The 22,351-nt window shown below is 68.3% G+C and carries 16 protein-coding genes and 1 pseudogene; 8 read left to right on the top strand and 9 right to left on the bottom strand.

Features of this window, described 5'->3' with window-relative positions; translation table 11 throughout:
• The first annotated feature begins 2 nt into the window (after positions 1 to 2).
• The 3 genes from SAOR_RS08025 to SAOR_RS08015 are packed head-to-tail and all read left to right on the top strand — an operon-like array spanning position 3 to position 2,333.
• Entirely contained in the window at positions 3 to 812 is an 810-nt protein-coding gene (locus SAOR_RS08025; protein WP_123630956.1) for an ABC transporter ATP-binding protein, read from the top strand.
• Positions 802 to 1,782, top strand: coding sequence for an MlaD family protein (locus SAOR_RS08020; RefSeq protein WP_184947549.1), 981 nt, complete (start codon positions 802 to 804; stop codon positions 1,780 to 1,782). Before SAOR_RS08025 ends, SAOR_RS08020 begins: the two co-directional genes overlap by 11 nt.
• Positions 1,782 to 2,333, top strand: a complete 552-nt coding sequence (locus SAOR_RS08015) for a PqiC family protein (protein ID WP_123630954.1) — start codon at positions 1,782 to 1,784, stop codon at positions 2,331 to 2,333. Before SAOR_RS08020 ends, SAOR_RS08015 begins: the two co-directional genes overlap by 1 nt.
• Positions 2,334 to 2,441: 108 nt before the next feature.
• On the opposite strand, the gene SAOR_RS08010 is transcribed toward SAOR_RS08015, so the two are convergent.
• The 8 genes and pseudogenes from SAOR_RS08010 to SAOR_RS17080 form a co-directional block, all read right to left on the bottom strand.
• Complete coding sequence (locus SAOR_RS08010; RefSeq protein ID WP_185015597.1) at positions 2,442 to 3,392, bottom strand: OmpW/AlkL family protein; 951 nt, start codon at positions 3,390 to 3,392, stop codon at positions 2,442 to 2,444.
• A 73-nt stretch (positions 3,393 to 3,465) separates the two neighbouring features.
• On the bottom strand, positions 3,466 to 7,353 hold the full coding sequence (locus SAOR_RS08005; protein WP_123630952.1) for an Ig-like domain-containing domain: 3,888 nt from the start codon (positions 7,351 to 7,353) through the stop codon (positions 3,466 to 3,468).
• Positions 7,354 to 7,673: 320 nt separating this feature from the next.
• On the bottom strand, positions 7,674 to 10,145 hold the full coding sequence (locus tag SAOR_RS08000) for an acyl-CoA dehydrogenase (protein WP_123630951.1): 2,472 nt from the start codon (positions 10,143 to 10,145) through the stop codon (positions 7,674 to 7,676).
• A 92-nt stretch (positions 10,146 to 10,237) separates the two neighbouring features.
• Positions 10,238 to 11,125 (bottom strand): alpha/beta fold hydrolase, encoded by an 888-nt coding sequence (locus tag SAOR_RS07995; protein WP_123630950.1) that lies wholly within the window; start codon positions 11,123 to 11,125, stop codon positions 10,238 to 10,240.
• A complete protein-coding gene (locus SAOR_RS07990; RefSeq protein WP_123630949.1) occupies positions 11,122 to 11,991 on the bottom strand; it encodes a DMT family transporter in 870 nt (289 codons plus the stop codon). The genes SAOR_RS07995 and SAOR_RS07990 overlap by 4 nt, the downstream gene beginning before the upstream one ends.
• Entirely contained in the window at positions 11,988 to 13,055 is a 1,068-nt protein-coding gene (locus SAOR_RS07985) for a zinc-binding metallopeptidase family protein (RefSeq protein ID WP_123630948.1), read from the bottom strand. The genes SAOR_RS07990 and SAOR_RS07985 overlap by 4 nt, the downstream gene beginning before the upstream one ends.
• 40 nt (positions 13,056 to 13,095) lie before the next feature.
• Entirely contained in the window at positions 13,096 to 14,022 is a 927-nt protein-coding gene (locus tag SAOR_RS07980) for an alpha-E domain-containing protein (protein ID WP_123589762.1), read from the bottom strand.
• Position 14,023: 1 nt separating this feature from the next.
• Positions 14,024 to 15,481 (bottom strand): annotated as a pseudogene (locus SAOR_RS17080) (circularly permuted type 2 ATP-grasp protein).
• A gap of 169 nt (positions 15,482 to 15,650) precedes the next feature.
• Between SAOR_RS17080 and minC the strand changes: the two are divergent.
• The 5 genes from minC to SAOR_RS07950 all read left to right on the top strand — a co-directional run bounded on the left by minC (position 15,651) and on the right by SAOR_RS07950 (position 20,521).
• Positions 15,651 to 16,406: a septum site-determining protein MinC gene (minC, locus tag SAOR_RS07970; protein ID WP_123630947.1), complete on the top strand. Its 756-nt coding sequence runs from the start codon at positions 15,651 to 15,653 to the stop codon at positions 16,404 to 16,406.
• A gap of 3 nt (positions 16,407 to 16,409) precedes the next feature.
• Positions 16,410 to 17,216, top strand: coding sequence for a septum site-determining protein MinD (gene minD, locus SAOR_RS07965; protein WP_123589759.1), 807 nt, complete (start codon positions 16,410 to 16,412; stop codon positions 17,214 to 17,216).
• 3 nt (positions 17,217 to 17,219) lie between these two features.
• Complete coding sequence (minE, locus tag SAOR_RS07960) at positions 17,220 to 17,480, top strand: cell division topological specificity factor MinE (protein ID WP_123589758.1); 261 nt, start codon at positions 17,220 to 17,222, stop codon at positions 17,478 to 17,480.
• A gap of 46 nt (positions 17,481 to 17,526) precedes the next feature.
• Entirely contained in the window at positions 17,527 to 19,155 is a 1,629-nt protein-coding gene (locus tag SAOR_RS07955) for a GMC family oxidoreductase (RefSeq protein WP_123589757.1), read from the top strand.
• Between the two features lie 130 nt (positions 19,156 to 19,285).
• Positions 19,286 to 20,521 (top strand): putative manganese transporter, encoded by a 1,236-nt coding sequence (locus tag SAOR_RS07950; protein ID WP_185015596.1) that lies wholly within the window; start codon positions 19,286 to 19,288, stop codon positions 20,519 to 20,521.
• Positions 20,522 to 20,601: 80 nt separating this feature from the next.
• Here SAOR_RS07950 and SAOR_RS07945 read toward each other — a convergent pair whose 3' ends face one another.
• Positions 20,602 to 22,260, bottom strand: a complete 1,659-nt coding sequence (locus tag SAOR_RS07945; RefSeq protein ID WP_123630945.1) for an AMP-binding protein — start codon at positions 22,258 to 22,260, stop codon at positions 20,602 to 20,604.
• Positions 22,261 to 22,351 lie beyond the last annotated feature (91 nt).

The raw sequence follows: 22,351 nt of genomic DNA, 5'->3' as shown, positions 1-22,351 counted from the left end.
GCATGGCCCGCCTGAGCGATACCAACGCCCCCGATCGTGGCATCGTCGTGCGCGATCTGCGCATGCACTTCGGCGAGACCCTGGTGCAGCGGGACCTGTCGTTTCACGTCGCACGGGCCAGCATCTTCGTCATCATGGGCGTGTCCGGCTGCGGCAAGAGCACGCTGCTGCGGCACATGATCGATCTGCAGCAGTCGGCACAGGGCGACATCAGCTTCGACGGCCAGCGTCTGTGGACGCGCGATGCTGCTGAACGCGCCGCACTGCAGCGCCGGATCGGCGTGCTGTTTCAGAGCACCGCGCTCTGGAGTTCGATGACCGTGGGCGACAACGTGGCCCTGCCGATGCAGCTGCATACGCGCCTCGGGGCGGCGGAGATCCGCGATCAGGTGGCCTTCAAGCTGGCGCTCGTGGGTCTCGCCGGCCAGGAGTCGCGCATGCCGAGCGAGTTGTCCGGCGGCATGAAGAAGCGGGCGGGCATCGCCCGTGCGATCGCGCTCGACCCGGATTATCTGTTCCTGGACGAGCCGAGCGCAGGGCTGGACCCGATGACCTCGCAGCGACTCGATACGCTGATCATGCGGCTGCGCGACGCGCTGTCGCTGTCCGTGGTGGCCGTGACCCACGAGCTGCCGAGTATCTTCACCATCGCCGACGACAGCATCTACCTGGACGACGAGCAGCGCACCGCCATCGCCCACGGCGACCCGCGTGAGCTCGCCGAACGGGCCGAGCATGCGCGCGTGCGCGCGTTTCTCAACCGCGAGCCGCTCGCCGAGCGCGACGACGAGGAGCCGATTCATGGCAACTAACCGCAGCTACACCATCATCGGCCTGTTCCTGCTGGGGGCGGTCGTGCTCGCCGTGGTGGCCGTTCTGGTCTTCGGCGGTACCCGCATCCTGTCGAACAACCGCCAGGCGATCATCTTCTTCGATCAGTCCGTGCTCGGCCTGAGCCAGGGCTCGAAGGTGCTGTTCCGCGGCGTTCAGGTGGGCACGGTCAAGAACGTGCAGCTGCGGCTGGACTCCGAGGCCGGCCGGGCCCGGATCGGTGTCACCGTCGAGATCAACGGCAACAATACGGTGATGATGGACGGCGCGCCGAGCGGCGACGACGTGACCACCGAGGAGCTCGTCGAACGCGGCCTGCGCGCCCAGCTGGTGGTGTGGAGCTATGTGACGTCGCAGCTGGCGGTCAATCTGGATTTTCAGCCCGGCACCGAGGCCAAGCGGGTGGCGTCGAACGACGCGCTGGACCTGCCCGAGATCCCCGCCGTACCCTCCGAGATCGAGCAGCTCAAGGATACGGTCAGTGGCCTGCCCTGGAAGGATACGCTGGAAACGGTCAACCAGACGATGGAGGCGACCATCCGCCTGGCCGACGATATGGACGCGCTCATCACCACGCTGGGGCCGAATCTTGAACGCACGACCGCGACCGCGCGTGAAACCATGGAGAGCGCGCGCCGCGTCATGGAGAACAGCAACAGCCAGATCGAGCAGACGCTGGCCAGCGTGCGCGAATTGTCCGAGAATCTGAACCAACAGATCGATTCGCGCGACGCGCAGTTCGATCGGCTGCTGGAAAACGCCGAGCAGACCAGTCGTAACCTGAACCAGCTGTCGCGCAATCTGGAAGGCCTGACGGACCCGCGCTCGGATACCCGGATGGATCTGCAGAGCACGCTTCGCGACCTGTCGGCCGGCGCGTCTTCGCTGCGGCGTTTCGCCGAAACCCTGGAGCGCGATCCGAACGCCTTGCTCTTTGGAGGAGATCGCTAGTGAAATCTTTCGTCCGCCACGGCGTGACCGCAGTCTGTCTCATGGCCCTGGGCGCCTGCGCCAGCGTGCCGCCCGTCCAGCACGTGCTGCTGTCGCCGCCCCGGGACGAGCGTGCGGCCACCCGGGCCAGCGACTGGGACGTGCGCCGCGTGCGCGTGCCGGAGTATTTGGACAACTACGACATCCAGGTGCGCAGCGACGCCTATGTGCTCACGCGCCTGCCGGATGCCAAGTGGGCCGAGCGCCTGCCGGTGGCGATGACGCGTCTGCTGCAGCAGACCATCGACGAGAAGCTCGTGAACAAGCGGGATCAGCCCTACCAGGTGGATGTCGACGTGGACATGTTCGAGCCGCAGGCCGCCGGCGAGGAGGTCGTGCTTTCGGCGCGCTGGGAGGTCACCGATACCGACAGCGGGACGGTGGTGGCGCGCGACAACACGCGGCTCACACAGCCGATCGGCGGCTCCGAACGCAAGCCGGCGGTGATCGGCCGCGCCATGTCCGAGGCGGTGCGCGAGCTCGCCTTCCGGATCGTGGCTCAAGCCGGCTGAGAACGGCGAGCGCGGACCCGCGCGACGCGCTCCTTTGGCGCACGCTCCATGAAAAAGGCCGCCCGCGGGCGGCCCCTTGTCGTCTGCGAGCGCCTCCGGGGACCGGTATTAGAACCGCATCCCGAAGGACAGCTGGTAGAGCACGGCCTTGAACTCGTTGGTCGAGCTCACCGTCCCGACGTCGATCGGGCCGACCGTGTCGCTGAGCGTGGGCGAGTTGATCACGACGTCGTTGAGCTTGGCCTCGACTTCGGCGCAGCCGACGTACTTCACGTCCGCGGTCAGGAACATGTTCTTGGGCAGGCTGAAGTCCACGCCCAGCTGCCCCACGCAGGCCACGGGCTTGCTCAGGTTGAGCGTGGGCTCGTTGCCGTAGGCGTTGAGTACCGAGTTGTTCACATCGGTGTCGTAGGTGTAGAGATACATCGCGCCGGCGCCGATGTAGGGCTGGATCAGCGTGTCGACCCAGGGGCGATAGACGAGGGTCAGGTTCGGCGGCAGTGCCTTGAAGCTGCCGATCTTGCGGCCGAGTGGCGGCACGCCGGTGGGGATGCCGCTCTGGGTCGTCGGTGCCAGCGATTCGTCGACCGCGTTCTTGGACACTTCGAAATCGAGCTTGAGCGGGGGCGCCAGCGTGACCTCCATGGCCAGGTGCTTGCCGGTCTTGGGCACGAACAGGCCGATCGTGCCGCCCAGCGTGGTGTTGTCGCCGGCACTCGAGCCGGTGTGATCGAGACGGCTCGAGCCCTCGCCGAAGGCCTGGGCCGCCAGGCCCTGAGCGTTCTCGACCTTCAGCCGGGAACTGTCGCCGTAGTACTGGAAGTGCAGCACGCCGACGCGAAAGTAGGCGTTGTGCTTCACGTAGTCGATGGCCCCGCCGATCAGCCCCTGTTCGGGCTCGGCCTCGAGCCGGTCCATGCCGGAGCCGCTGTAGCCGTCGTCCCGCATCTGCCCCTGTGCACCCGCGATGCCGGCGAACAGCAGGCTCGCGCCGCCGATGAGCGCCATGGCCGTCTTTGCCCCCGGCCAGCGGCGTTCGGACGTGGTGTCCTGATTCATCTCCCTTCTCCTTGCTGGTTCTGTTGTTGCGATGATCGCGCCCCGGCGGTGGCCGGGGCGCATCGACCGTGGCTTAGCGGTTGGGGAACTCGCGCCCGCCGTGGACCGGAGCCCCGGTGAGCTGGAAGTTCAGATCACCCGGGTCGACCGTGGCGTTCGCCGGTAGCAGGTCGAGCGCCGTGGCCGACAGGCTGAAGCGGTTCACGTTGCGCAGGGCGATCGCGAGGCGACCGTTCTGTTCGAACGTGACCGGGCCCACCAGGCGCGTCCGGATCTGCTGCTGCGGCAGGCTCACGCCCTGTCCGTCGGGCGCGTTGGCCGTCAGGGTCAGCGAGGCGGTGAAGCACGGCTCGTAGTGGTAGGGCTGGCCGTCGATCGAACCTTCACACTCCTCGACGATGTAGCCGGTCTGGGGCACCTCGCCGTCGGCGTCGGCATCGTTCGGGAAACGCAGCAGCACCCGGCCGGTCTGGAGCGGCTCGTCCTGTCCGGCGAGTCCGCCGAGCAGGGTGCCGAGCAGATCGTCGACGAGGCCGTCCACCAGCCCCGGCAGCGCGCCGACCGGCGTCTCCGAGTTGATCAGTCCGGCGAGCGTGTTGCCCAGCGGTGCGGTCACCTCATTACGCTGCAGGGCGCCGATGAGCTCGATCACGGCCATGTCGTCGGCACTGCCGCCCTGACCGTCGCCGATCACCGGAATCAGCACATCCGTGACACCGCCGACGAGCTGGTTGAGACCGCCGGTCAGCTGATCGAGCGGCCCGCCGGCATCGTCCATGTCGTTGATGTCGCCCACGGTGGTGCCCTCGGGCATGTTGCCGAGCAGATCACCCAGCGCTGCGGTGAGCTCGTCCACACGCAGGACCTGGGTAAGGATGCCGCCGAGGGCGTCGGCGCTGATGTTGATGCTCGTCAGCGCGTTGATGCCGCCCGGCTGCAGCGAGACCGGAATGCAGCTACCCGGCGTGCCGCCGACGGCGTCCGTGTCGACATCCTCGCAGTCGCCGGTGCTCTCGCGGATCGCGATCGGCCGGGTCAGGGACAGGTAGGAGGCGAAGCTGCCGTCGTCCTGCTCGCCGGGGATCTGGATCTCGGTACCAAGCAGCTCGGTGGTCAGCTCGACGCGCGTGCGATTGCCCGGCTGGGCGTTCTCGCCGTCGTCGAAGCGGCCGTTGCCGTTGGTGTCGGCGTAGGGGAAGGTCGCCTGGGTGGCGAAGTAGTCCTCGGTCGCCGCCGTCGCGGTGAACGGCATGACGATGTCCGGTCCCCCCTCGGCGTCGGCCGCGGCGGGTGTCGAACCGGTGCCGTTGAGCGGGTCGGTATTCAGCGCCCGGCCGTCCGCATCGACGATCCGGTTGCTGCAGGCGGAAGCGCCGTCGCCGCCGCAGACCACCACCCAGTAGCGGGCGCCCGGCTCGAAGTCGCGGGTCGGGCGGAAGGTGAAGCCGCGTGTGAGGTCGTCGCCGCGATTGGCGAGTGCGATCTCGCCCTCGACCGCAGCCACGCACTGGCCGCTGTCGTCCATGCGCTGCACGGCCACGGTCGCATCGGCGTCGGTGTTGCCGGAACCGTTCACGAGGCAGCCGTCGGCGAGGACGATGGAATCGCTCTCGACCAGCTTCGAGAAGAAGCCCTCGATCGCCACGTTAGCCGGGTTGTCGAAGACCGGGAAATCCTCGGAAGCGGCATCGCCGCCATCTTCGTCGTTGCCCGGGTTGTCGCCGACACAGTGGCCGGCGCTGTCGCCGCCGGACATGAAGTCCCCGCCCTCGAGCGCGCAGGGGATGCCCGGCGTGAGGGTGCCCAGAAGCGGCGCCGTGGGCTCGGTCTCGATCAGCGGCTCGGTGCGGAAGTCGATGCTCTGGCTCGGACCGGCCGGGTTCTGGAAGCTGACCGGGTTGCCCGCCAGGTCGGTGAGCTGGTCACCGTTGTTGAGCATGATCCGGTACTCGGTGTCCGCCGACAGGAGCGCTTCGGGATCGACGACCACGCTGAAGCCTTCCACGCGGTAGGTCGCGTCGACGTCGCCGGAGGGGCCGGTGAGCACGATACTCGAGGGGCTGACGCTGGCGGGATCGATCGGCGAGCTGAAGGTCACCGCCGGGCTCGACTCGACCTGGAAGGTGTTGGCGAGAGCGTCGCTGCGGCCACCCTGCTGGGCCTCGGCCCCGAGCAGTTCGCGGCAGGCGGGTTCGGGCAGCGCGGTGGGCGGTGCCCCCCGATCGGCGTAGACGGCGTCGTAAAGCGGGGAACCGAACGTGTACAGACAGGCGCTGGGGGACACCGCGGTCACCGTCGGCGGGACCTCGTCGGCCGGCACGTCGATCTGATCGTCGTCGTCGGCCGGCAACAGCAGCGTCAGCTCGAAGTCGACGGTCGCGTTGTCGGAGCGATTGACGTTGATCGGGAAGCTGCCGAGAGTGCTGATCTCGAGATCGCCGTTATCGCGCGGAATCGCCAGGCCGGCGGCCTGGATGTTGAGCACGGACTGGTTGAACACGCCGTTGGCGAGTTGCTGGACCACGAGATTCTCCTGGTCCATCGCCGTGATCAGCGTGCCGATGCCGAGGTCGAAGCGCAGCCGCACGGCCGTCGGGGTTTCGATGTTGCGGTAGTCGTTGCCGCTGAGATAGACGCTGACATCGTTGATGAAGTTGACGTCGATGGGGCCGCTGGGGTCGATCGGCGTGGCGATCTCGCCGCCGAGTTCGAGGGTCAGGCCCTTGAGCTGGAAGCGCTGCCCCGCGCGGATGACCGCCGGGAACACGTCGCCGAAGCCGGACAGGCCGGGTTCGGCCAGGGTGGTCTCGATGCCGGTGCGGATCAGGCCGGCACGGCTGTCGACATCGTCCGGCGAGAGCACCGGCTGGTCGTTGGAGCCGATCAGCTGGGAGCCGATCTCGACGTTGTTGGTCGCGAGGCCGTTGAGGTTGTTGTCCGGCAGCTCGTCGATGTCGGTACCGGTGGTGTCGCGCTCGATCGTGAGCGTCTGGTCGAGCGAGTCGCCGACGCTCAGCACGGTGCGCTCGACGCTGTCGGCCTCTAGCGACTTGCCGAAGCGGGAGGTGATGTCCGAGCTCCAGGCGATCGTGTAGTCGCCGGGCTCCAGATCCTCGCTCGGATCGAAGACGATATAGCGGCCCAGGGCGGTCACGCGGGCATCGTCGATGTCCTCGTCGTCGGGGCCGGTTACGGTGAAGCTGTCACCATCGACGGTCGCCGGATCCAGCGGCTCGTTGAAGATCACGCGGATCGCGTTGAATTCGGTGAAAAGCGACTGATCGCCCGTTTCGGGGTTCGTGTCGCCGGGGGTGACGCTCGTGACCCGGAAATCGCCGGGTGCCGGCCGTCCCTCGGCCGGACGGGTGGTGAACCGGAACAGGGTCTGGCCGTCCTCGAACGAGGTGCCGCTGTCGGCGATGGTGCTGCTGGCCACCACCGCGTAGTCGGTGTCCGGTCGCAGATCGGGCCCGCCCTGGAGACAGAAGTCGTCACGGCCGTCCTCGAGTTCGACGTCCGAGCCCAGCGCCAGGCAGAGAATGCCGGCCTGGTCGGCCTCGTCATCGTCGTCGGCGCGCACCGTGAGCGGCTGTGTGACGGTGTCGCCGTCGTCGTCCTCGTACCGCAGCACGAGCGCGTCCGCGGGCACATCGCCCACGTCGCCGGCGAACTTGACCACCATCTGCGTATCGAGCAGCACATCCTGCTGGCCGTCGAACGGGTAGCTGAAGGCGAGCCCGGTCGGGGTGACGTCCTCACGCGGGTTCGGATCACCGTTGTCGCCGCCGCTGCCGCTCGAACAGGCCGGCAGCACGAGGCCCGCGGCGGACATGAGGACGATCGCACCGACACGCGTGGGCCAGGACGAGTGCGCCCGACGGCGCGGCTGCGCGGCGTCCGGGTTCAATTCGCTCGTGGCCTGCGCGCCGGCGCGCGAGGCACAGGAATACGTCGATATCACGGCTCTGTCTCCCTTGGTGCAGCGCGTGTCCGAAGTCGACACGCAGTCTTTTTAGAATCCCCGAGCCGAAGATAAACGACCCTGCGCCGAAGTGCCAGTCATCCAGCCGAAAAGCATGAATTGATTGTGTTTTATCGAGTCGTGGTCAAGCTTCGCAGGGGTCCGTGGAGCCTCGAAACGCTTGTCTCGACGGTCTTCGGGCGCGGCGGCGCGGCTGCCGTGCCCGTGGTCGACGGCGGCCGCGCGCCGGCGGCGAGGCCCGCCGATTGCGCGCTGCATTGCAAAAAAAAGCGCCGACGGGCGACCGCGGGCAGTGCGGGTCAGCCCGTGCCGAACGCCTCGGCTCGCTCCCGGGCGGCGACCGACTGCATCTCGGCGGGATCGAAGTCATCGACGTGGATCACGGCCATCTGCAGCGCGTACAGATCGCGCATGCGCCGGGCCTCGTCGGCGTCGAACAGGCCGCGACCCGCGGCCGCCTCGATGCGCTCGGCGGGATGATCCGCGCGGATCTCGCCGTTCTTGGCGGCCCGGTCGAGGCGCGCCTGAAGGTCGGCGGCGTCGAGCGTGGCCTGCATCGCCGCCTCGAACAGCGACAGCCCGCGCCTGTGCGTCTGGTCGGCGTAGCAGCGCGGCGTCAGGCGCTCGCGCTGGGGGCCGGGCGTCTGCAGCATGTCGGCGAGCTGCCGTCCGAGGGCGTCGGACGGACCCTGCGCGCGGCGGCCGATCGGAAAGATCAGCGCTCGCGCCAGCCAGGCGGCGGGCCGGTTCGGCAGATGCCGGATCACCCCGGCCAGAGCCGCCTCGATCGCGGCGAAGGCGTCCTCGCAGACCCAGCGGACCAGCGGCAGGTCCTCGGCGTGGGCGCCGTCCTCGACGAAACGCTTGAGCGTGGCGCTGGCGATGTACAGATATGACAGCACGTCGCCGAGCCGGGCCGACAGCGATTCGCGGAACTTGAGCGAACCGCCGAGGGTGGCCATGGCGAGGTCGGCCACCAGCGCCAGATTGGCCGAGTAGCGGTTCAGGGCCCGGTAGTGGGGCGCCAGTTCGCGAACCCGACCGGCCCCACTCGTCCGGCCGCCGGTCACGCCCATGACCAGCGAGCGGGCGGCCGCCGAGAGATCGTGACCGATGTGGGCGTAGAGCAGCGCGTCGAAAGCGTCGAGCGCGGCTTCGCGATCCGGATCGTTCGCCGCCTCGATCTCGTCGAGCACGTAGGGATGGCAGCGGATGGCCCCCTGGCCGAAGATCATCATGCTGCGGGTGAGGATGTTGGCGCCTTCCACTGTGATGTTGACCGGTGCGGCCTGGAAGCGGCGCGCGACCGGATTCGACGGCCCGAGCATGACCGCCTTGCCCGCGTGTACGTCCATGGCGTCCTTGGCGACCTGCTGCGCCATGGTGGTGACGTGGTACTTCGCGATGCCGGAGGCGACCGACGGCTTCTCGCCCAGGTCGACCGCGTTGGCGGTGAAGCGGCGCACCGATTCGCAGGCGTAGGTTCGGCCGGCGATGCGGGCCAGCGCCTCCTGTACGCCCTCGAACCGGCCGATGGAGATGTTGAACTGGCGCCGGACCACGGCGTAGGCGCCGGTGAGCCGCGCGCTGGCGATCGCGTCGCCGGTCGAGCCCGAGGGCAGGGAGATCGAGCGGCCCACCGAGAGGCACTCCATCAGCATGCGCCAGCCCTGACCGATCATCGCCCGGCCGCCGATGATGCAGTCCAGCGGGACGAACACATCCGTGCCCCAGGTGGGGCCGTTCTGGAACGGTGCGCTGGCGGGAAAATGCCGGCGCCCGGTGTGTACGCCGGCGGTGTCGGTGGGCACCAGCGCGCAGGTCACGCCGAGATCGACGTCGTCGCCGAGCAGGCCGTCCGGATCGTACATCCTGATGGCGAGGCCGAGCACCGTGGCCACGGGCGCCAGGGTGATGTAGCGCTTGTCCCAGGTCAGGCGCATGCCGAGCACGGGCTCGCCGTTCCACTCGCCGTGGCAGACGACGCCGCGGTCCGGGATGGCGCCTGCGTCCGAGCCGGCGTGCGGGCTGGTCAGGCCGAAGCAGGGAATCTCGTCGCCGGAGGCCAGCCGCGGCAGGTAGTGATCCTTCTGCGCCTCGGTGCCGTAGTGCATGAGCAGTTCGGCCGGGCCGAGCGAATTGGGCACCGCCACGATCGGGCCCACGGTGCCGCCGGCGGGGCCGCTGCCGAGCTTGGCCAGCACGCAGGAGTGGGCGTAGGCGGAAAAGCCGAGCCCGCCGTAGCGCTCGGGGATGATCATGGCCCAGAAACGCTCGGCCTTGATGAACCGCCAGGCTTCGGGCGATAGATCGGCGTCCTCGTGGGTGATGCGCCACTCGTCGCACAGATCGAGCAGCTGCTGGACCGGGCCGTCGAGAAACGCTTGCTCTTTCGCGGACAGCTCGGCCTCCGGCAGGCGCTCGAGCCGTCGCCAATCCGGCGCGCCGGAGAACATCTCGCCCTCCCACCAGACGGTACCGGCCTCGAGCGCGGTGCGTTCGGTGGCCGACAGCGTCGGCAGCACGCGGGCGAACAGATCGAGCGCCGGCCGCGTGATCCAGCGCCGGCGGATCGCGGCCACATTCAGGGGCACAGCGATCGCGGCGAACAGCAGCCACAGGAACAGGCCCGGACCCAGGCCGGTGCTGGTCAGCGTGCACACCAGCAGCAGGGCGGCGATCACACCGGTGGCCGTGCCCAGACGCACGCGATGCCAGGCCAGCGCGAGGAAGGCGGCGAGGAAGACGACGAACCAGAACAGCGCGGCCATGGCGGCTCCGCGGCCGCAAGCACGGCCGGGTGAGGGTGATACCGCCACCATAGGCAAGCGGCTTTTGCCCCGCAATCGCGGTGGTCGTCCGGTCAGGCCCGGCGCGTCTCGCCGAAAAAGTCCCGGATGAGGGCCGCGACGCGCTCGGGTGCTTCCAGGTGCAGCATGTGTCCGCAGCCCGGCATCACGCGATGGGTCAGGTCGGTGAAACAGGCGCGCCGACGGGCCATGTCCGCCTCGGCCACGAGTGCTCTCGCCGGTGAGTCCTCGGCATCTATACAGAGCACGGCTGCGCGGACCTCGCGCCAGATCGCCATGGCGTCGTCGATGCGGAACGGTTGCGGAAAGGGCGCCCGATGCCATGGGTCGAAACGCCACTGCCGTCCGCCGTCGACGGGGCGGGTCCACTGCGCGGCGAGCATGTGCCGCGTATCGCCGTCGAGCTCGGGATAGCGGCGCCCGATGCGCTCGGATACCGTCGCCAGATCGGGGTGCACTGCGTGGCTCGGCGGCGCGCGGTGGGCGTCGAGCCAGCGCCGGTAGCGCCGGGGCGCCCGGCTGCTGTCGGCGTCGGGCACGTTGAGGCTGTCGAGGGTGACGAGATGCGCCACACGCTCCGGCCGCAGCCCGGCGTAGAAGCTGGCCACCTGGCCGCCCATGCTGTGACCGACCAGCGTGATCGGCGCGGCCAGCCCGGGCAGGGCATCGAGCAGCGCCTCGAGGTCGGCCAGGTATTCGGGAAACCAGTAGCAGCGTCCGGCGTGGCCGGTGTCGCCGTGGCCGCGCCAGTCCGGCGCGATGAACCGGTAACGCCCCGGTGCCTCGGCATCGATGGCCGCGGTCAGCGAGGCAAAGCTGGCGCCGGTATCGGCGAATCCGTGCAGCAGCACCATCGGCTCGCCCGCCCGGGGGCCCGACTCGCGCACGGCGTGCGCCAGGCCGTCGAGGGTGAAGTGATTGGGCGGGTCGAGCAGGCTCACGGGAGTTCGGCCGCGGCCTGGCGGTTCACCCGCCCCTCGCGCCAGTAGAAGACCGCGAGCGTGGCGAGGATCACCGCGATCGCCGCGAGTGTCGTGCCGGTCGGCGCCTCGGCCAGGACCAGCCAGGCCCAGAGCGTGCCGAACACGGTTTCCAGCAGCATCAGCAGGCTGACTTCGGGCGCCGGCAGATAGCGCGGTCCGCGCCCGATGAGGCCGAACGCCACGGGTAGTATCACGGCCAGGCCGGCGGTCGCGGCGTAGCTCTGGGTGGACAGGTCGGTCAGCTGGGCGGGCAGCGCTGTGGCGAGCACGATGAACAGCCCGCCGAGCGCCAGTCCCGGCAGCGTGTCGCCCTCGCCGATGGCCCGCATGAACACGAACGTGGCGCCGAACACCGCGGCGGTGGCGATGCCGAGCGCACGCCCGAACAGGCTGCCGGCGCCGCCGAAGGCGATCATCATCAGGCCGAGGGCGATCACACCGGCCGCGATCCAGGTGCGCGGCGGCGCGCGCTCGCCCAAAAACAGCACGCTGAAGACCGCGGCGAATATCGACGCCGTGGCCAGGGCGCCGAGGGTGTCCGACACGGAGGCGAACTTGATCGCACTGACGAACAGTATGTTGCTCAGCGCGAACAGTAGCCCCAGACCCCAGCCGTTCCGGTGCATCAGCGCCGATGCGAGCGCCGCGGGCCGGCGCCGGTCGCGCCACAGCAGGAAGGCGAACAGTCCGCCGGCCATGGCCAGGCCGCGCCAGAACAGCGTGGTGGGCACGTCCGCGTCGAGCAGACGAATGAGCACCGAGTCGGGGCTGAGCGCGAGCACGCCGGCGCCGGTCAGCAGCATGCCGTAGACACGCGGCGTCATGCCGCCGCGCTTTCGTGGTCGGCGACCAGGCAGTGGATGAAGGCGAGTTTCTCGTGCGTGGGCCCGCTGATGACGAACGGGTAGGCGTCCGGCAGTCCCATGCTGCGATTGACCGCGTTCATGCCGATGGCGAGCTGGGTCCAGCCGTGCATGAGCGCGTCGAAGTCATCGGCGGCATGCCGCCAGGGCGGTGGCGTAACCAGGCTGAATTCGACGGCGGTCTCGAGCGTGTCGCGCATGTGCAGATAATGGGCCCAGGTTTCGGCCCAGTCCTCCCAGGGATGGGCCGACGCGTACGGCGTGATGAAGCGCGCCTGCCAGTCGCCCGGTGCGCCGTCGCGGTAATAGCGCTTCAGCGCCGCGGCGTAGTCGGCGCGGTCGTCGCCGAAGAGTGTACGGCATGCCGCCAGCGGGCCGCCATCGGCGACCAGTCGGCTCCAATAGTAGTGGCCGATCTCGTGCCGGAAATGGCCCAGCAGGGTTCGGTAGTGCTCGCCCATCTGCTCGCGCATGCGGGCCCGGGCCACGTCGTCGGCCTCGGCGATGTTGATGGTGATCACACCGTTGGCATGGCCGGTGTTGACCGGCGCCTGGCCTGCGATCGGGCGGGTGAACTCGGTGGTCGAGTCGCGGTCGGCGAGAAAATCGAAGGCCAGACCCGCCTCCGGATCCTGTCGCCGATCCACGATCGGCAGGCCGAGTTGCATGAGATTGAACAGCAGATGGCGCTTGGCGCTCTCGAGTTTGCCCCAGAGTTCGGCGTGACGTGGCTGGTCCAGATCCGGCAGCGTCCGGGTCAGCCGGCAGGACTGGCACTGTGCGTGGGGCGTGGCTTCGGGGATCAGCCAGTTGCAGATGGCGTGGCGCGTCGCGTTGTCGCACAGGCGATAGACCGCGCCCTGAATGCGGCCGGCGCCGGGGACCTGCCAGAGGCCTCCGCCCAGCGGTTCCAGTGCCGTCATGCGGCCGGCGCCCGGGGCGAAGCCGACCCGGCGATCGCACTGCAGGCAGCGGGTATTGCGGAAGAACAGGGTGTTGCCGCACTGGCAGTAGAAGTCGCGCATCGGTGAAGGTTCGGCCGTGTGGCTCTCGAGCGGGGCGGGCTCAGGGTCTGAAGTAACGGGCGCCGATCGCATCGTTCAGGCGATTGAGCTCGATCTGCATCCGGTCGAGGAATTCGCTCAGGCGATGGCCGGTGAGGGCGCTGATCTCGGCCTGTTCGAGCACCGCCAGGGCGCTGTCGAGCTGGCGCGTGCAGGGTTCGGGTTCGGGCAGGCGCGCGAGCCGCTGGCCGGCATGCGCCAGGCAGTAGCGCAGCGAGCGGGGAAAGGCGGTGTCGGTGAGCAGAAAGCGCACGACGCCCGCGCCGGTGACCCGCGTGCGCACGTGGCGGCGGTACATCTGAAAGGCGCTCAGCGACTTGAGTACGCTGATCCACTGCACCGTCTGGTAGGGCGGCAGGTCGGCGACATCGTCGGCGAGCAGGTCGGAGGCGCGCACGTCGAGGATGCGGGTGGTCATGTCGGCGCGTTCGATCGCCATGCCCAGCTGGAGCATGTCGTAGGCGGCGTCGCGGCTCATGCCCGACTCCAGCAGCCCGGCCACCATCCGGCCGCTCCGCACCACCCGCTCCATCACCCGGCTGCGTGCCAGCCGACGTTCGATGTGCTGGCCCTCGTCGGCCATGTACAGATGCAGGCCGTTGACCTCCTCCCAGACCTCGCGCGGTATCCGGTCGCGCGTGTGGCGCAGGTTCTCCCGGGCGTGGGCCAGCGAGCTGGCGATCGAGCCCGGGTGGTCGCGGTCGCTGGACAGAAAGCGCATCACGCTTTCCTCGGTCGCATCGGGATAGTGGCGGGCGAACAGGGCCTCCGCGCCGACGATCTCGACCAGTGCCCGCCAGTCGAACTCGGTCTGGCGCGGCAGGTCCAGCAGCAGGAGGGTGGTCGCGTTGATCAGGCGCGCGCCGGATTCGGCCCGCTCGAGATAGCGGCCCGCCCAGAACAGGTTCTGTGCCAGTCTCGAGAGCATCTCAGGCGTCCCCGTCCTGCACGATCCAGGTGTCCTTGCTGCCGCCGCCCTGGGAGCTGTTGACCACCAGCGAGCCTTCGCGCAGCGCCACCCGGGTCAGCCCGCCCATGGTCACGAACGCGTCCTCGTCCGGGCGCGAGACGATGAACGGCCGCAGGTCGACATGCCGCGGCGCCGCCCGGCCGTCCACCAGCGTCGGCGCGGTGGACAGGGCGAGCGTCGGCTGGGCCATGTAATTGCGCGGATTGGCGCGAATCAAGTCGGCGAAGCGCTCGCGCTCGGCGGGCGTGGCGCGCGGGCCGATGAGCATGCCGTAGCCGCCCGATTCGTTCGCCGGTTTGACCACCAGTGTGTCCAGATTCGCGAGTACGTACTCGCGCTGTTCCGGGTCCATGCACAGCCAGGAGGGCACGTTCGGCAGCTTCGGCTCCTCGCCCAGATAGTAGCGGATGATCTCGGGCACGAAGGCGTAGACGACCTTGTCGTCGGCCACGCCGGCGCCGGGGGCGTTGGCCAGGGCCACCTTGCCCGCGCGCTAGGCCCGCATCAGGCCCGGCGTGCCGAGCATCGAGTCCGATCGGAACACGTCCGGGTCGAGAAAGAGGTCGTCGACCCGGCGGTAGATCACGTCGACCCGCTGCGGGCCATAGATGGTGCGGGCGTAGACACAGTCGTCGCGATCGACGTACAGATCGGTGCCCTGCACCAGTTCCGCGCCCATCTGGCCCGCCAGCCAGACGTGCTCGAAGAACGCCGAATTGTAGACGCCGGGGCTCAGCAGGGCGACGTTCGGGGTGATGCCGGTCCGGGGCGAGAGCGCGTTGAGCGCATCCAGCAGCTCGCTGGGATAGTCGTCGACCGGCAGGATGCGATGGCGTTCGAACAGTTCCGGGAACACGCGCTTCGAGACCAGGCGGTTCTCGACCATATAGGACACGCCCGAAGGCACGCGGAGATTGTCTTCGAGTACGTGGAACTCGCCGTTGCCGTCGCGAACCAGGTCGGAGCCGCAGATATGCGCCCAGATGTCGCCCGGCGGACGCATGCCCACGCATTCGGGGCGGAAGTTCACGGATTGATCCAGGACCGCCCGCGGCAGCACGCCGTCGGCGATGATCCGCTGGTCGCCGTAGAGATCGGCGATGAACCGGTTGAGCGCGCTCACCCGCTGGCGCAGGCCGTCGCTGACCCGGCGCCACTCGTGCTCCGCGATGGTGCGGGGGAGCACGTCGAACGGCCAGGCTCGATCGATCATGCCCGCATCGGAATAGACCGTGAAGGTGATGCCGGTGGACTTGATCGCCAGATCGGCAGCGGCCCGGCGATTGGCGAGCTCCTCGGGGCCGAAGGCCTCGAGTTGTCCGGTCAGCTCGCGCGCGCCATCGCGCGGCGCGCCGTGCGCGTCGAACAGCTCGTCGAAGAAACCCGGACTGCGATAGCCCGCCCAGAAGTCGGTCATGATCGATAGCGCTCGAGTGGGTGTGGCTACTGTACACCGCGGTGATGCAATTCGCGGGCCGAAAGCGCGGCCCGAACGCGGCATCGGTAGTCGTCCGACGCGCTGAAAATCGCCTGACAGCGGCTTTCGGCGTGGTAGACTCGCGGATTGTTTCCAATACGATCCGAGCATGGCGGACACCTCCACCGCAGCGGGCGCCGGTGTTGTATTCAAGGGCCGGATGATGACCCTCACGGTGCTCGAGATCCGTGACACGGACATCGAGCGCATCGCCGAGCAGATCGCCCGGCAACTCGAGCGCACGCCCGATTTCTTCGCACGCATGCCCGTGCTGCTGTCGCTGCCCGGCGAACTGCCCGAGCTCGCGCGGGTGCGCGATGCCGCCCGCGATGCCGGTTTGCTCGTCGTGGGCGTGCTCGATCCCAGTGACGCTGCCGCGAAGGCCGCGACGCGCGCGGGTCTCGGGGTACTGAATTCGCCCGCGCGCGCGGCCGCCGAGCGCGACACCACGGCCACGGACGCGCCCGAGCCGGCGCGCACCGGCGAACCCGAGGCCGCGCCGGCCCCGTCGAGCGAGCGCGAGGCCGGCTCGCGCACGCCGACGCGCCTGGTCACGCGGCCGGTGCGCTCCGGCCAGCAGATCTACGCCCGCGGCGGCGATCTGGTGGTCGCGACCTCGGTCAGCGAGGGCGCGGAGGTGCTCGCCGACGGCCATATCCACATCTACGGGGCGCTGCGCGGCCGCGCGCTGGCCGGAGCCACCGGCGACACCGACGCCCGCATCTTCTGCCGCCGGTTCGAACCGGACCTGGTGGCCATCGCCGGCTGCTACAAAGTGGCCGACGCCATAGACGAGGGGGTGCGTTCCAGGGCCGTGCAGGTCAGTCTGGACGACGACAACTTGACGATCGAATTGCAGGAGTAACGAGTGGCAAAAATCATCGTAGTCACGTCCGGCAAGGGCGGGGTCGGCAAGACGACGACCGCGGCGTCCTTTGCGACCGGCCTGGCCATGCGTGGGAACAAGACCATCGTCATCGACTTCGACGTGGGTCTGCGCAACCTCGACCTGATCATGGGCTGTGAGCGCCGGGTCGTGTTCGACTTCATCAACGTGATCCAGGGCGAGGCCAATCTCAAGCAGGCCATGATCCGCGACAAGCGGGTCGAGAATCTCTACATCCTCGCCGCCTCCCAGACGCGCGACAAGGACGCGCTGGCGCTGGAGGGCGTGGAGCGCACGCTCAACAAGCTCGCCGAGGACTTCGACTACATCGTCTGCGATTCGCCGGCCGGCATCGAGACCGGCGCGATCATGGCGATGTATTTCGCCGACGAGGCGCTGGTGGTGACCAACCCCGAGGTCTCCTCGGTGCGCGACTCGGATCGCGTGCTGGGTATGCTCTCCTCCAAGACTAAGCGCGCCAAGGAAGGTGCCGATCCGGTCAAGGAGCATCTGGTGGTCACCCGCTACGCGGCCAACCGCGTCGGCAAGGGCGAGATGCTGTCGCTGTCGGACATCAACGATATTCTCGGCATCCCGCTGCTGGGCGTCATCCCCGAGTCCGAGACCGTGCTCAACGCCTCCAACTCCGGCATGCCGGTCGCCCTAGAGAACAACGCCGATGCCGGGCACGCCTACCTCGACATGGTGGCGCGTTTCCTCGGCGAGAACCGTCCGATGCGTTTCACCGAGGCCAAGAAGGGTTTTCTCGATCGTCTGATGGGGAGGTAGACCATGGGTTGGCTCGATGTATTCCGGTCCGAGAAGAAAGGGTCGGCACAGCACGCGAAGGAGCGGCTCCAGCTCGTGGTCGCCCATCGCCGGAGCGGGCATGACGATCAGCCGGCCTACTTTCCGCAGCTGCAGCAGGATCTGCTGGCCGTGCTGCGCAAGTACGTTCAGGTCGGCGACGACGCCGTACAGATGGAGATCGAGCGCGAGGGCGATCTCGAGGTGCTCGAGCTCAACATCACGCTGCCCGACTCCAAACACTGAGCTGACGCGTATGTAAAAATGCGGATTTTCAGCCGAAGGAGCCGCCGTGGCCGCGCAGCAGCAGACGTTCGATTACGTGATCGTGGGCGGCGGCTCCGCCGGTTGTGTCCTGGCCAATCGGCTCTCGGCGGATCCGGACGTCAGCGTCTGCCTGCTGGAGGCCGGCCCCTCGGACTGGAATCCGCTGATCCGCATGCCCATCGGCATCATCGGCCTGATGTGGTCGCGGATGTTCAACTGGGCCTACTACACCGTGCCGCAGAAGCATCTCGGCGGCCGCCGGATGTTCTGGCCGCGCGGCAAGACGCTCGGTGGATCGAGCGCGATCAACGCCCAGTGCTACACCCGCGGCAACGCCGCCGACTACGACCACTGGGCCGAACTCGGCAACCGCGGCTGGGGCTTCGCCGAGATGCTGGCCTATTTTCGCAAGTCCGAGCGCTGCGAGGCGGGCGAGAGTGAATACCACGGGGTCGACGGCGCCTACTGCGTGAGTGCGCCGCGGCACGTCAATCCGCTCAGCCGTGCCTTCATCGAAGCGGGCGTGGCCTGCGGCTATCCGCGCAACGACGATTTCGGCGGTGCCACCGAAGAGGGCGTCGGTCTCTACAGCGTGGCCCAGGACAACGGCCGGCGTTGCTCCAACGCCGATGCCTTCCTGCATCCGGTGGCCCATCGCGAGAACCTCACCGTCATCACCCGTGCGCGGGTCCGGAGAATTCGTCTGGAAGGGCGCCGGGCGGTCGGTGTGACCTATCGCCGCGGCCGCTGGGGCGGAGACCGCACGGTCGAGGCCCGGCGCGAGGTGCTGCTCTGCGGCGGAGCGATCAACTCGCCGCAGCTTCTGCTGCTGTCGGGCATCGGTCCGCGCGAGGAGATCGAACCGCACGGCATTCCGCTGGTTCACGAGCTGCGTGGCGTCGGGCGCAATCTCCAGGATCATCTGGATGTCAGCATCATCGACCTCGAACGGACCCGGCTCAGCCTGCGGCTCGGACCGCGATTCCTGTTCGTCGACCTGCCGCGGGCCGTCTATCAGTACTTCGTCCATCATCGCGGCCAGCTCACCAGCAACGTCGCGGAGGCGGGCGGCTTCGCGCGCAGCGGTGACGATCGCGCGCAGGCCGATCTGCAACTGCACTTCATCGCCACCGTCGAGCAGGATCACGGCCATAATCTCTGGAACACGATCAAGCATCACGGCTACACGCTGCGGGTCTGCGACCTGCGGCCGAAATCGCGCGGACGCATCGGGCTGGCGAGCGCGGATCCGGCGGCCGACCCGCTGATCGATCCCAACTATCTGGATCATCCCGACGACCTCGCGCAGATGGTCCGCGCGGTGAAAGCCGGGCGCGCCATCATGCGGGCGCCGCCGCTGGCCGCCCACCGCGAGCGCGAACTGGAGCCGGGCGAGACCGTGACCGACGATGCCGCCATCGAGGCCTTCGTCCGGGACAAGGCCGAGACCATCTACCATCCGGTGGGTACCTGCCGGATGGGATCGGACGCGGCGGCGGTGGTCGACGACCGCCTGCGCGTGCACGGCATTCAGGGCCTGCGCGTGGTCGATGCCTCCATCATGCCGACACTCGTCGGCGGCAACACCAATGCGCCGACGACCGCCATCGCGGAAAAGGCCGCCGACATGATCCGCGAGGACGCCGAAGGCTAGGACCTATCGACAGGCCCCGGGTTAGAACATCCAACGATTAATCGCGAGTCTTGCCGCAGCGCACGGGGTCGGATAGATTGGGCGTCAAGAGTTAGCCAAGGCTAAAATTAAGACGCTCATGAAGGAAACGATGTTCGCGCCAATATACGGGGTCTGGCAGCGCCTGCCGGAGGCGTTCGGTGGCCGCGCCTGGCGCTGGTCGGTGCCGATACTGCTGCTGGCCGCCGTGCTTGGCGGCGGCGACAGCGGCGCGCTCGTGCGCGATACGCTGGCCGAGGCCTATCTCCAGGTCAGCGTGTTCGTCGCCGGCACGCTGATGCTGTTGTTCGCGGTCGAACGCTGGTTTGCCGTCGACCTGCGCGAGCGCATCGCCCAAGCGCGCGTCGGGCAGGTGCCGATCGCCACCGCGCTCGGCATGCTGCCCGGCTGCGGCGGTGCGATCGTGGTCGTCACCCAGTTCGTGAACGGTCGCATCGGCTTCGGCGCCCTCGTGGCGGTGTTGATCGCGACCATGGGCGATGCCGCCTTCCTGTTGATCGCCGCCGCACCCGAGACTGCGGTGGTCGTGTTCGCGGTGAGCGGCGCGAGTGCCGTGCTCTGCGGCTGGGCCGTCGAGGCGATCCACGGCCGTGACTTTCTGCGCCATCGACGGGCCGAGGACGATGCGCCGACGACCGCTGTAGCGGGTGCGGGGCGGCCGGTCCCGCCGGTGATCGACGGCCTCTGGGCCGCGCTCTGGGCGATTGGCGTGCCGTTCGCGCTGCTCATCGCCTTCCAGCAGGATCCGAACGCCTGGTTCGGGCCCTGGGCCGCGTATCAGCCCGCCACCTGGCTCGGCTTTGCCGGGGCGATGCTGGCCGTGACCCTATGGGCCGGCGGTCTCGGCGAGCGCGAAGCCGGGACGAGCGGGACATACGGCGAATTCTCACCCCTGTCGAATGCCGGCCACGGTAACGGCCGGGGCGCGGCGTCGAACGTCGGGCCCATGGCATGGGTGCGCTGCGCGCGCACCGATACCAACTTCGTCACCGTGTGGGTGATCGCTGCCTTTCTGCTGTTCGAGTTCGGCGTGGTCTTCAGCGGTGTCGATCCCGAAGCCTGGTTTGCCGTGGTCGGGCCTCTGGCGCCGCTGGTCGGCGTGCTGGTGGGCTTCATCCCCGGCTGCGGCCCGCAGATCCTGTTGACCACGCTGTATCTCAGCGGCGCGATGCCGATGTCGGCGCTGCTGGCCAATGCGATCAGCAACGACGGCGACGCGCTTTTCCCGGCCATCGCGCTGGCCCCGAAAGCGGCCGTTCTGGCCACGGCCTATTCGGCGCTGCCGGCGCTGGCGGTCGGCTACGCCGCCTTCGGTCTGGGGTATTAGCCCGGGCCTTCGGCGGATGCTCTCGCGGCGGCCGGCCCGAGCGATCATCGCCGCCCGGGCCGGGATTCGAGCGTTCGGCGCTAGGTGCCCCGAAGTTCCTTGCGCAGGATCTTGCCGACGTTGCTCTTGGGCAGTTCGTCGATGAACGCCACCTGCTTGGGCACCTTGTAGCCGGTGAGCTCCTTGCGGCAGAAATCGATGAGCTCGTTCTCCGTGAGGCTGTCGTCCTTCTTGACCACGAAGACCTTCACGACTTCGCCGGAACGGTCGTCGGGGATGCCGACACAGGCCGCCTCCAGAACCTTCGGGTGCTGGGCGACCACGTCCTCGATCTCGTTGGGATACACGTTGAAGCCGGAGACCAGGATCATGTCCTTCTTGCGATCGACGATGTAGAAAAAGCCCTGTTCGTCGTAGTTGGCGACGTCGCCGGTCCGCAGGAAGTCGCCGAAGAAGGTCTCTTCGTTCTCCTCGGGCTTGTCCCAGTAACCCGGCATGACCTGGGGGCCGCGCACGCACAGCTCGCCCGGCTCGCCGGCCGGCAGCTCGTGGCCCTCGTCGTCGCGGATGGAGACGTCGGTGCCCGGCAGCGGCAGGCCGATCGAGCCGTTGTAGTCGGTCATGTCCAGCGGATTGATGCACACGCCCGGCGACGCCTCGGTCAGCCCGTAGGCCTCGATCAGCGGCACGCCGGTAATCCGTTTCCATTTCTCGGCGACTGCGCGCTGCACCGCCGCGCCGCCGCCGAGGGTGATCTTGAGATCCGAGAAGTCGAGTTTGGCGAAGCCGTCGTCGTTGACCAGCGCGTTGAACAGCGTGTTCACGCCGGTGAAGGCGGTCGGCTTGTGCTTGTCGAACTCCTTGACCAGCGCGGGGATGTCGCGCGGATTGGTGATCAGCACGTTCTTGCCGCCCTGCTGGAGAAAGACCAGACAGTTCGCCATCAGGGCGAACACGTGGTAGAGCGGCAGCGGCGTGATGATGCGTTCGCGCCCCTTTTCGGTCCACGGGTCGAGCCAGGCCTGGGCCTGGGCGATGTTGGCGACCATGTTGCGATGCAGGATGATCGCGCCCTTGGCCAGGCCGGTGGTGCCGCCGGTGTACTGCAGGAAGGCGATGTCGTCCGGCCCCACGCCGGCCGGCTTGAACTGCTGCTGCCCGCCCTTCTTGAGTGCGGTGTTGAGCGAGACCGCGCCCGGTAGGTTGAAGCGGGGCACCATGCGCTTGACGCGCTTGACCACGAAGTTGACGAGATGGCGCTTGAGCCCGGGCAGACGATCGCCGATGCGGGTGGTGATGATGGCCTCGAGCGCCACCTTGTCGACCACCTGTTCCAGCGTCGCCGCGAAGTTCTCCACGATGACGATGCCGCGCACGCCGGCATCGGTGAGCTGATGCTCGAGCTCGCGCGCGGTGTAGAGCGGGTTGACGTTCACCGCGACCATGCCGGCCCGCAGGATCCCGAACAGCGCGATCGGGTACTGGAGGAGGTTGGGCATCATGATCGCGACGCGATCACCCTTGGCGAAGCCCAGTTCGTTCTGGAGATAGGCCGCGAAGTCACGGCTGTGGGCATCGAGTTCCGCATAGGACATCTCGCAGTCCATGTTGCTGAACGCCGGACTGTCGCCGAACTCGCGAAAGCTGTCCTCGATGACCTCCACGAGCGTGCGGGCGCTGTCGGTCTCGATGTCGGCGACGACACCCTTCGGATAGCGGTCTAGCCAGATCTTGTCCACGGCATCTCCTCTTGCGCTGCGGTTTCGGGCGACGCGGCGCGGCGCCGGTTTTTCGAGTATATCAGCAGGCTGGCGGCCAAAGCCTGCACGT

The sequence above is a fragment of the Salinisphaera orenii subsp. orenii MK-B5 genome (genome assembly GCF_003788635.1).
GTDB classification, from domain to species: domain Bacteria; phylum Pseudomonadota; class Gammaproteobacteria; order Nevskiales; family Salinisphaeraceae; genus Salinisphaera; species Salinisphaera orenii.
The sequence above is the reverse complement of the archived record's forward strand: the minus strand, read 5'-3'. Positions and strand labels throughout refer to the sequence as shown.

What these genes read in the sequence shown, in the direction of transcription:
- SAOR_RS08025 (WP_123630956.1), top strand. Translation starts at nt 3, where the DNA reads ATGGCCCGCCTGAGCGATACCAACGCCCCCGATCGTGGCATCGTCGTG.
- SAOR_RS08020 (WP_184947549.1), top strand. Translation starts at nt 802, where the DNA reads ATGGCAACTAACCGCAGCTACACCATCATCGGCCTGTTCCTGCTGGGG.
- SAOR_RS08010 (WP_185015597.1), bottom strand. Translation starts at nt 3,392, where the DNA reads ATGAATCAGGACACCACGTCCGAACGCCGCTGGCCGGGGGCAAAGACG.
- SAOR_RS08000 (WP_123630951.1), bottom strand. Translation starts at nt 10,145, where the DNA reads ATGGCCGCGCTGTTCTGGTTCGTCGTCTTCCTCGCCGCCTTCCTCGCG.
- SAOR_RS07990 (WP_123630949.1), bottom strand. Translation starts at nt 11,991, where the DNA reads ATGACGCCGCGTGTCTACGGCATGCTGCTGACCGGCGCCGGCGTGCTC.
- SAOR_RS07985 (WP_123630948.1), bottom strand. Translation starts at nt 13,055, where the DNA reads ATGCGCGACTTCTACTGCCAGTGCGGCAACACCCTGTTCTTCCGCAAT.
- SAOR_RS07980 (WP_123589762.1), bottom strand. Translation starts at nt 14,022, where the DNA reads ATGCTCTCGAGACTGGCACAGAACCTGTTCTGGGCGGGCCGCTATCTC.
- minC (WP_123630947.1), top strand. Translation starts at nt 15,651, where the DNA reads ATGGCGGACACCTCCACCGCAGCGGGCGCCGGTGTTGTATTCAAGGGC.
- minE (WP_123589758.1), top strand. Translation starts at nt 17,220, where the DNA reads ATGGGTTGGCTCGATGTATTCCGGTCCGAGAAGAAAGGGTCGGCACAG.
- SAOR_RS07950 (WP_185015596.1), top strand. Translation starts at nt 19,286, where the DNA reads ATGTTCGCGCCAATATACGGGGTCTGGCAGCGCCTGCCGGAGGCGTTC.